This is a genomic window from Nocardioides sp. (genome assembly GCF_031422975.1).
Taxonomy (GTDB): domain Bacteria; phylum Actinomycetota; class Actinomycetes; order Propionibacteriales; family Nocardioidaceae; genus Nocardioides.
Genome location: NZ_JANPEO010000506.1, coordinates 1 through 9756 on the forward strand (window position 1 = coordinate 1; position 9756 = coordinate 9756).

The window sequence follows — 9756 nt, forward strand, 5'->3', positions numbered from 1 at the left end:
CGAGGGCTTCGAGACCGAGATCGTCCGTGCCCATGACGGTGCGCCGCCGGCTGTCATCGCCAAGAAGGCCGGGCCGGAAGGGGCGCCGACGGTGCTGCTCTACGCCCACCACGACGTCCAGCCGGAGAACGACCACGCCGACTGGGACTCGCCGCCCTTCGAGCCGACTGCTCGAGAGGATGGGCACGGCGAACTCCGTCTCTTCGGCCGCGGCGCGGCCGATGACAAGGCCGGCATCGCCGCCCACCTCGGTGCCGTGCGGATCTTCGGCGACGAGCTGCCCGTCAACCTCGTCATGTTCATCGAGGGCGAGGAGGAGGTCGGCTCCGACACCCTGGTCGAGCTGCTCACCGCCTACAAGGACCGGCTCGCGGCCGACGTCATCGTGATCGCCGACTCCGGCAACTGGGACATCGGCGAGCCCGCACTGACCACGAGCCTGCGCGGCCTCGTCCGGATGGACGTCGAGGTCCGCACCCTGACCCACGCCGTGCACTCCGGCATGTGGGGCGGCCTCGTGCCCGACGCGATCATGACCCTCAGCCGACTGGTCGCCAGCCTCCACGACGACGCCGGCAACCTGCTGATCGAGGGCCTGCACAGCGGCCCGGCCGCCGACGTGGACTACCCCGAGGCCCGCCTCCGCGCCGAGTCGGGCGCCGCCGAGGGCATCGAGTGGATCGGCACCGGCACTGCCGTCGAGCGCCTCTGGACCCAGCCCGCACTCAGCATCACCGGCTTCGACGCCCCCAAGGTCGACGGCGCCTCCAACACCCTCGTCCCCTCCGCCCGCTGCCGGATCAGCCTGCGGGTCGCCCCCGGCGACACCACCGCCAACGCCGTCACCTGCCTGCAGGCCCACCTCGAGCAGCACGTCGCGTGGGGCGCGACGCTGAACACCGTCGTCGTCGACACCGGCGAGCCGACCCGGATCGACGCGACCGGACCGGCGTACGACGCCGCGCGGGCCGCCTTCGCCGAGGCCTGGGACGGCACCGAGCCGGTCGACATGGGCGTGGGCGGTTCGATCCCCTTCATCGCCGAGTTCCTCGAGGCGTTCCCGCAGGCCAGCGTGCTGGTCACCGGGGTCGAGGACCCGGACACGCGTGCCCACGGAGCCAACGAGGGCCTGCACCTGGCGGAGTTCGAGAAGGTCGTGCTCGCCGAGGCATATCTGCTCCGCAACGTCGGCGCGCTCGCCTGACGGTGACCTCCGGCGCTGACTCCGCCTGACCCGCTCATGTAACACGCTGTTACATGCTCTACCGCGTCGTAGCAACGTCGCAGCAGAGCATCGGACAGCGTGTTACATCGTCCAGCGGCCCCGCGGCCTACCCCCGACCCCCGCGCCCCGCGTCCACGGCACTCGGGCGATTCGGGGGCGCCGGACGGTGGCCCTAGACTCAGGCCCGTGCCCTACGTCTCCCCGCATCGCAAGGGCGGCGACGGCCGTTTGACCGCGGCCCTCGATCCCCACGACCAGGGCCCGCAGGACGCCTGCGGCGTCTTCGGCGTCTGGGCGCCCGGCGAGGATGTCGCCAAGCTGACCTACTTCGGCCTGTACGCCCTCCAGCACCGCGGCCAGGAGTCGGCCGGCATCGCGGTCAGCAACGGCCGCCAGATCCTCGTCTACAAGGACATGGGCCTGGTCTCGCAGGTGTTCGACGAGTCGACGCTCGAGTCGCTGAAGGGCCACCTCGCAGTCGGCCACGCGCGCTACTCGACCACCGGCGCCAGCACCTGGCACAACGCGCAGCCGACCTTCCATCCCACAGCCACCGGATCCATCGCGCTGGCGCACAACGGCAATCTCATCAACACCGCCGACCTCGCGCAGATGGTGATCGACGACGAGGCCGACGGCCACCTCGACCTGCAGATGCGGATGCCGCCGGCGAGCACCAACGACACCTCGGTCGTCACCCAGCTGCTGGCCCACCACCCGGGTCAGACGGTCGAGGAACGCGCCGTCGACCTGTTGCCGCAGATCGAGGGCGCCTTCTCCTTCGTCTGGATGGACGAGCACACGTTGTACGCCGCACGCGACCCGCAGGGGATCAGGCCGCTCGTCCTGGGTCGCCTCGAGCGGGGCTGGGTGGTCGCCTCGGAGACGGCTGCCCTGGACATCGTGGGCGCCTCCTTCATCCGCGAGATCGAGCCGGGTGAGCTGATCGCCGTCGACGAGGACGGCCTGCGCACGCAACGCTTCGCCGAGGCCGCGCCCAAGCACTGCCTGTTCGAGTTCGTCTACCTCGCCCGTCCGGACACCGTGATGACCGGCCAGCGCGTGCACAGCGTGCGGGTCGAGATCGGCCGGCGCCTGGCGAAGGCGTTCCCGGCGGACGCCGACCTCGTCATCCCCGTGCCCGAGTCGGGCACCCCGAGCGCCATCGGCTACGCGGAGGCGTCGGGCATCCCCTACGGCATGGGGCTGGTCAAGAACTCCTACGTCGGGCGCACCTTCATCCAGCCGAGCCAGACGATCCGCCAGCTCGGCATCCGGCTCAAGCTCAACCCGCTGCGCGACGTGATCGAGGGCAAACGCCTCGTGGTCGTGGACGACTCGATCGTGCGCGGCAACACCCAGCGGACGCTGGTGCGCATGCTGCGCGAGGCCGGTGCGCTCGAGGTGCACGTGCGCATCGCGTCGCCGCCGGTGAAGTGGCCGTGCTTCTACGGCATCGACTTCGCGACCCGCGCCGAGTTGATCGCCAACGGGCTGACCAACGACGAGATCCGTCGCTCGATCGACGCCGACTCCTTGGGTTACATCGATCTCGAGGACCTCGTCGAGGCCACCTCGGTGCCCAAGCCCGACCTGTGCCGCGCCTGCTTCGACGGCGTCTACCCGATCGAGCTTCCGGACGCCGAGCGCCTGGGCAAGCATCTCCTCGAGGCGCCCGTCAACGCGGCGGCCCATACGACGGCCCTGCCGGTCCTCAACAACCCCTGAGCCGCAACGACCCGAGTGGAGAACTGACGTGACCGAGCCCGAGAACGCCTACGCGGCTGCCGGTGTCTCCATCGAGGCCGCCGACCGGGCCATCGACCTGATGAGGGGCTGGGTCGAGAAGGCCCGTCGCCCCGAGATGATCGGAGGGCTCGGCGGCTTCGCCGGCCTCTTCGACGCGAGGGCGCTGACGAAGTACGACCACCCCCTGCTCGCCACGTCCACCGACGGGGTCGGCACCAAGGTCGCGATCGCCCAGCAGATGGATGTCCACGACACCATCGGCTTCGACCTCGTCGGCATGGTCGTCGACGACCTCGTGGTCTGTGGTGCCGAGCCGCTCTTCATGACCGACTACATCGCCACCGGGCGCGTGGTGCCCGAGCGCATCGCCGCGATCGTCAAGGGCATCGCCGAGGCCTGCGTGGTGGCCGGCTGTGCCCTCATCGGCGGCGAGACCGCCGAGCACCCCGGGCTGCTGGACCCCGACGAGTACGACGTCGCGGGGGCCGCCACCGGCGTGGTGGAGGCCGACCGGCTGCTCGGACCCGGGCGGGTGCGCCCCGGTGACGTGGTGCTCGCCATGGGATCGAGCGGGCTGCACTCCAACGGTTACTCCCTCGTGCGGCACGTGCTGCTGAACACCGCCGGCTGGGCGCTCGACAAGGACGTCGACGTGCTGGGACGCACCCTGGGCGAGGAGCTCCTCGAGCCGACCCGCATCTATGCCAAGGCCTGCCTCGACCTCGCGGCCGGCGGCGGCGTACACGCGATGTCGCACGTGACCGGCGGCGGCCTGGCGGCCAACCTCGAGCGGGTGTTGCCGGTCGAGCTCGGCGCGACCCTCGACCGCGCCACCTGGAGCCTCCCGCCGGTGTTCTCACTGGTGGCCGAGGTCGGCAACGTCTCGCGCGCCGACCTGGAGGCCACGCTCAACTGCGGCGTCGGGATGGTGGCCATGATGACCCCTGACGCCGTCGCTGCGGCGGTCGAGCTGCTGGCCGGCCACGGTATCCCTGCGTGGGTCGCCGGTGAGGTCGGCGAGGGCGGCGAGGGCCGGGTCACGCTCACCGGAGACCACCGCTGACCCGATTCGGGTGGTTTCTCGGCGTTTCAACGCCCCTGGCGTGCGGGAACACCCAGGGAGCAGGTAGCGTTAGACCCACGAGAAATCTTATGGACAGCCCGGGAGCCTTCGTTGCTCCCGGCCGATTTGCGAGGGGGCTGACCCTATGGGGCGCGGCCGAGCTAAAGCCAAGCAGACGAAGGTCGCACGCGACCTGAAGTACCGCACTCACGAGACGGACTTCGGGGCGCTTGCCAGTGAGCTGCACGGCGACAGCGGCACCAAGGACGACCAGGTCGACCCCGAGGTCCTCGAGAAGTGGTCCGACGTCATCGAGCCCTCGCGCGACTGAGGTCGCTCACTCACGCAGCACGCCTCAACCGGACGCAGCGACTCCTCGCGCGTCCGGTTGATGCATGACCGGCGTCAGCCCAGTCGTCGGGGCAGCCACACCCCGCGCAGGCGACCCACGTCGCGCATGCGGCGCTCGGCAAGGCGGTCGGCGGCGATCGCCGGCGGCACGCCGTCGGTGCGAGCGAGCTCGAAGACCGAGCGCGTGGTGTCGAAGATGCCGGTCGCCCGCTGCTGTGCGCGCTCGAAGGAGAAGCCCTCGAGCTCGTCGGCGACCTGGATCAGCCCGCCCGAGTTCACGCAGTAGTCGGGGGCATAGAGGATGCCGCGGTCCTCGAGCTGCTTCTCCACACCGGGATGTGCGAGCTGGTTGTTCGCGGCGCCACAGACGATCTTGGCGCTGAGCACCTCGACGACCTCGTCGGTGAGTGCGCCGCCGAGGGCGCAGGGCGCGTAGACGTCGAGCGGTGCCGCCACGAGTGCCTCGGTGTCGGCGACCGCCTGCACCTGCGGGAACTCGTCACGGACGGCGTCGACCGAGGGCTGGTGGACGTCGGTGACCACCACGGAGGCGCCGTCCTCGATGAGGTGGCGCACGAGGTGCCGCCCCACCTTGCCGATGCCGGCCACCCCGACCGTGCGCCCTGCCAACGTGGGCTCGCCCCAGACCTGCTCGGCCGCGGCGCGCATCCCCTGGAACACGCCGTACGCCGTCAGCACCGAGCTGTCGCCGGCGCCGCCGTGCGCCACGCTGCGGCCGGTGACGAAGGAGCACTCCCGGGCGATGTCGTCCATGTCCAACGAGTTCGTGCCGACGTCGCAGGCGGTGTAGTAGCGCCCGCCCAGCGACTGCACGAAGCGGCCGTAGGCGCGCAGCAGTCCTTCGGACTTGAGCGTCGTGGGGTCACCGATGATGACCGCCTTGCCGCCGCCCAGGTCGAGGCCGGCGAGCGCGGCCTTGTAGGACATCCCGCGCGAGAGGTTGAGGACGTCCTCGATGGCGACGTCCGTGGACGCATAGGGGTAGAAGCGGGTGCCGCCGAGCGCCGGGCCCAGAGCGGTGGAGTGGATCGCGATGATCGCCTTGAGGCCGCTCGCCTCGTCGTTGGCGAAGACCACCTGCTCGTGCTCGTGACCGAGCTCGAATACGTCTACAGACATGGGTGTTGTCCTTTGTGTGTCGGTGCGGTCGCGGGGTGTGCGAGCCTTGCGTCGACGACCACAGGGGTGGAGTGGTCGCCGTCACACCAAGATTAGACGCGCCCGACCTCGCGTTGCACAACGACGTCGCCATGAGTGCCGTAGCCGACGAGCGGACCGGTGGCCGGGACTGCGTTGAACGTGATCATCAGCCACCCCTGGTCCGTCTGCGCGAGCGTGGGCCAGGGCAGGTTCGTGGGGTACGCCGCAGCCAGCTCGCCGACTTCGGACATGCCGAGGTCGAACATCGGATAGCGGGCCCTCTGGCCGCGTCGGCCGTCTCGGCCGTCGCTGGCGAGCACCCGCCACTCGTCCCCGACGCGGAGGATGGTGGTGCCCTCGGTGGCCCGGCGATCGACAGCCGTCCCGCGCAGGGTCAGCCGATCCAGGGACGGCCCGCTCGCGAGTGCCGGGTGGAACCTGAAGAACTTCCGCGCGCTGGCGAAGCCCACCAGCCACTCCTCGCCCGTGTGCACGAGGTGCGGGTCCCAGACCCCGACGGAGGTGAAGCCGTCCGTGGGCAGCGGCAGCTCGGTCGTGTCGAGCACGTGCGTGCCGCTCAGCACGTTGGCCGAGGTGCGGGCGAGGGTCGCCCGCACGGACCGGTCGGGATCATGCTGCTGGAAGTCGCCCCACGTGCTCGTCGCGACCAGCCACTCGTCGCCGTCGCGAACGACGTGGGTGGCGTGGTCGCCGTACACCCCGGGCGGGTCGGGACGCCGGAAGAACAGGTCGCTGCGGTGCTCGAGCGCCAGCGAATCCGGATCGAGGCTCCACACGGACGTGTGGGCCGTGTCGAAGAAGCCCGGACCGGCCGACGTCGCGCTCAGCAGCAGGGCGTCTCCGTCGCGGACCGGGGTGCCGTCGCGCGACGTGACGAGCCGGATGTCGCGCAGTCCGAGCTGGCCGAAGAGACCGGCGGTCGCCGGCCCGGTGGTCTCGAGCTGCAGGTCGGCGAGGAGGGTCTCGTCGCGAGCGTCGACGAGGCCGGTGAGATCGAGCCGGGCCCGTGCCACCCACTCGTCCGCCTCCTCGACGAGCAGCGTCACATGGGTGCCGGTCAGGGTCAGCCCGAGCTGCGAGGGGGGCGCGGCACAGCGGCCGTGGCGCCGGCTGCGGTGCGTCGTCGTGGTGCCTCCTCGAGTCACCTGCAACTCCGCGCGGGAGCCGTCAAAGCGACCGGCCAGTCGGAGGCCACCGAGGTGAAGGGCCAGTGAGGCCGGCCCCGGGCCGGAGATCGGCTGCACCGCTGCGGCGTACGGCGCGGGCATCGGCAATGCCTGGATCCCCGCTGCGACGGGGACCTGCGAGCCGGGCTGGATCAGCGACACCGGCCGCAGCCGGCGCACGATCTCGAAGCGGGGGAGCACTCGCAGAGTCTGCCAGCCGCTGCGGACATGGCTCGGTATGGCCGGAACGGGTCAGGCGAACCACTGTTGGGCCAGGTTGCCACAAGCGTTCGCCGCGCGTTCATCCACGACGGTCGTCCCGTTCGGATCGGCTCCTGACACTGACGCCGTCTCCGGACCGGATCGGGCCGCGCGGAGAAGTCAGCCACCTGTCAGCTTCCGCCTCCGGGCCAGCATCCGAAGAGACCCCTTGACCACCCTGCCTGCTGTGCAGTCGTCGTACCCCGACGCCCCCGAGGTCGCTCCACGCAAGCTCGCCCGCAAGGCGACCGGCGTCGACCGCGTCTTCGAGCTCTGCGCTTCCGCGATCGGCGCCACGGTGCTGATCATCACCGGCGGCATCGGCGCCTTCCTCGCGGGGCAGTCGGTGCCGACGCTCCAGCGCTACGGCTGGAGCTTCTTCACCGAGTCGGCGTGGCAGCCGGAGGCCGACTCCCTGGGTATCGGCGCGGTTCTGGTCGGCACGATCTCGGTCGCCGCGGTGGCGATGGTGATCGCCTTCCCGCTCGCCCTGCTCACCGCCTTGTTCATCAGTGAATATGCACCGGCCGGCATGAGGTCGACGCTGATCTCGCTGGTGGACCTGATGGCCGCGGTGCCCTCGATCATCTACGGGATGTGGGGCTACTTCCTCGTCATGCCCCACGCGGCGGCCTTCGCGTTGTGGCTGCAGCAGAACTTCGGCTGGATCCCGTTCTTCAAGGTCGACTCCGACCCCAACGCCGCGGTGTGGGACCAGTCCCGCTACATCGGCAGCGCCTTCTGCGCGGGCATCGCGGTCGCCATGATGGTGCTGCCGATGTCGTGCGCGGTGATGCGCCAGGTGTTCTCCCAGACGCCACCCGGCGAGAAGGAGGCCGCGCTCGCCCTCGGCTCCACCCGCTGGGGCATGGTCCGCACCGTCGTCATCCCGTTCGGTCGCGGCGGCATCATCGGCGGCACGATGCTCGGCCTCGGCCGGGCGCTCGGCGAGACCATCGCCGTACTCCTCATCATCTCGCCCGACTTCGTGATCAAGCCGCGCCTCCTCGAGGTCGGCACCAACACCGTGAGCGCCCTGATCGCCGGCCGGTTCGGCGACGCCAGTGCCGCCCAGCTCAGCGCGCTGCTCACGGCCGGTTTCGTGCTCTTCGTGATCACCCTGATCGTCAACACCCTGGCCGCGATCATCGTCAACCGCAGTCGCTCCGGCGCCGGCACGGACGCCTGATGACGACGACGCAGGCGCCGCCACCGGTCAAGGAGACCTTCCTCCCGGTCATCGACACCGACGCGGCGCCGCAGCACCCGCGGCCCGGCCTCGGCAAACCGACGTCAGAGGAGTCGTTCACCCTGATCGGCACCTGGGTCGCGGCGCTGGCGATGGCCTGGCTGGTCACCCAACGGCTGCTCCCGCTCGGCGGCTGGGCCTGGCTCGTCGTTGCCTGGTTCGCCCTCGGGATCCTCTTCACCATCGTGACCGGCTTCATGAGCGGTCGACGGATCGACGTGGTCGATCGGGTCGCCGGGGCGGTCATCACGGCCGGTGCCCTGGTCGTCGGTGCCGCGCTCGTCAGCACGATCGGCTTCGTCGTCTTCCGTGGCTGGGAGCCGCTGCTCCACGCCAACTTCTTCCTCGACGACATGTCTGGTGTGGGTCCGCGAGACGCCTTCGACCGGGGCGGCATCGGCCACGCGATCGTCGGCTCCGCGATCCAGCTCGGCATCGCCATCGCCATCACCCTTCCGCTCGGCATCGGCACGGCCGTCTTCATGACCGAGGTCGGCGGCCGGTTCGCTGGCGTCGTCCGCACCATCGTGGAGGCGATGACCGCGCTGCCCTCGATCGTGGCCGGCCTCTTCATCTACACCGTGCTGATCGTGGCCGTCGGGTTCCCCCGGTCCGGGTTCGCGGCTGCCATGGCGCTGAGCGTGATGATGCTGCCGATCATCGCCCGCGCCGCCGACGTCGTGCTGCGCGTCGTCCCCGGCGGACTGCGCGAAGCCAGCCTGGCGCTCGGTGCGAGCCGCTGGAGCACGGTCTGGCACGTGGTCCTCCCGACGGCTCGGCCCGGTCTGGCCACCGCCGTCATCCTCGGGGTTGCCCGCGGTGTCGGCGAGACCTCGCCGGTGCTACTCACGAGCGGCGTCGCGACCTTCATGGTCACCAACCCCACTGAGGGCGTCATGAACTCGCTGCCGCTCTACATCTTCAAGGGCGCCAGGAGCCCCGAGCCGATGGACATCGAGCGTGCCTTCGCGGCCGCGACGGTGCTGTTGATCCTCGTGCTCGCCCTCTTCGTCATCGCCCGCCTCGTGGCGCGCCAACGCACCACGGCACCCCGCCCGAGCCTTCTCGGTCGGCTGCGCCGCCCCACCCACCGCCAGGAGATCTCATGAACCGCCGCCTCAGCCAGCTCCTGGCCCTGCTGATGCTGGCCCTGCTGCCCGGGATCGCGACGGGCGCGGACGCCTTCGCGGACGGTGACCTCCCGGAGCCGTCCCAGCGTGCGGCGTACGCCCAGATCGAGGGCTCGGGGTCGACGTGGTCCGAGGTGATCGTCCAGCAGTGGATCTCCGACGTTGATGCGCTCGGCATGAAGGTCACCTACAACGGCGGCGGCTCCAGCCAGGGCCGCAAGAACTTCTCGCAGAACGTCACCGACTTCGGCATCTCCGAGATCCCCTACCCGGGCGTCGACGAGTTCGGCAACGCCGACAACTCCAACGGCCGCGAGTTCGCCTACCTCCCGATCGTCGCCGGTGGCACCGCCTTCACCTATCAGCTCAAGATCGGCGAC

Annotated in this window: 9 protein-coding genes; 7 read left to right on the forward strand and 2 right to left on the reverse strand. The window is 70.4% G+C overall.

Features of this window, described 5'->3' with window-relative positions:
• The 4 genes from RMO85_RS15090 to RMO85_RS15105 all read left to right on the forward strand — a co-directional run.
• Window positions 1–1204, forward strand: a 1204-nt coding sequence (locus RMO85_RS15090; protein ID WP_310529546.1) for a M20/M25/M40 family metallo-hydrolase, incomplete at its 5' end; no start/stop codon positions are given.
• A 207-nt stretch (window positions 1205–1411) separates the two neighbouring features.
• Window positions 1412–2953, forward strand: a complete 1542-nt coding sequence (gene purF, locus RMO85_RS15095) for an amidophosphoribosyltransferase (RefSeq protein WP_310529547.1) — start codon at window positions 1412–1414, stop codon at window positions 2951–2953.
• Between the two features lie 28 nt (window positions 2954–2981).
• Window positions 2982–4037, forward strand: coding sequence for a phosphoribosylformylglycinamidine cyclo-ligase (gene purM / locus RMO85_RS15100; protein ID WP_310529548.1), 1056 nt, complete (start codon window positions 2982–2984; stop codon window positions 4035–4037).
• Between the two features lie 145 nt (window positions 4038–4182).
• Window positions 4183–4368 carry a DUF3073 domain-containing protein gene (locus RMO85_RS15105; RefSeq protein ID WP_310529549.1) on the forward strand — a complete coding sequence of 62 codons (186 nt, stop codon included), beginning with the start codon at window positions 4183–4185 and terminating at the stop codon, window positions 4366–4368.
• Window positions 4369–4442: 74 nt separating this feature from the next.
• Here RMO85_RS15105 and RMO85_RS15110 read toward each other — a convergent pair whose 3' ends face one another.
• Window positions 4443–5528: a Glu/Leu/Phe/Val dehydrogenase gene (locus RMO85_RS15110; protein WP_310529550.1), complete on the reverse strand. Its 1086-nt coding sequence runs from the start codon at window positions 5526–5528 to the stop codon at window positions 4443–4445.
• 92 nt (window positions 5529–5620) lie between these two features.
• Entirely contained in the window at window positions 5621–6937 is a 1317-nt protein-coding gene (locus tag RMO85_RS15115) for a hypothetical protein (protein ID WP_310529551.1), read from the reverse strand.
• A gap of 229 nt (window positions 6938–7166) precedes the next feature.
• Between RMO85_RS15115 and pstC the strand changes: the two genes are divergently transcribed.
• The 3 genes from pstC to RMO85_RS15130 all read left to right on the forward strand — a co-directional run.
• Window positions 7167–8186, forward strand: coding sequence for a phosphate ABC transporter permease subunit PstC (gene pstC / locus RMO85_RS15120; RefSeq protein ID WP_310529552.1), 1020 nt, complete (start codon window positions 7167–7169; stop codon window positions 8184–8186).
• A complete protein-coding gene (pstA, locus tag RMO85_RS15125) occupies window positions 8186–9355 on the forward strand; it encodes a phosphate ABC transporter permease PstA (RefSeq protein ID WP_310529553.1) in 1170 nt (389 codons plus the stop codon). The genes pstC and pstA overlap by 1 nt, the downstream gene beginning before the upstream one ends.
• The coding region (locus RMO85_RS15130; RefSeq protein ID WP_310529554.1) for a substrate-binding domain-containing protein at window positions 9352–9756 on the forward strand (405 nt) is incomplete at its 3' end. The genes pstA and RMO85_RS15130, both read left to right, overlap by 4 nt.

Excerpts from the sequence above, each read along its gene's own strand:
- RMO85_RS15105 (WP_310529549.1), top strand. The coding sequence starts at position 4,183 with ATGGGGCGCGGCCGAGCTAAAGCCAAGCAGACGAAGGTCGCACGCGAC.
- RMO85_RS15110 (WP_310529550.1), bottom strand. The coding sequence starts at position 5,528 with ATGTCTGTAGACGTATTCGAGCTCGGTCACGAGCACGAGCAGGTGGTC.
- pstA (WP_310529553.1), top strand. The coding sequence starts at position 8,186 with ATGACGACGACGCAGGCGCCGCCACCGGTCAAGGAGACCTTCCTCCCG.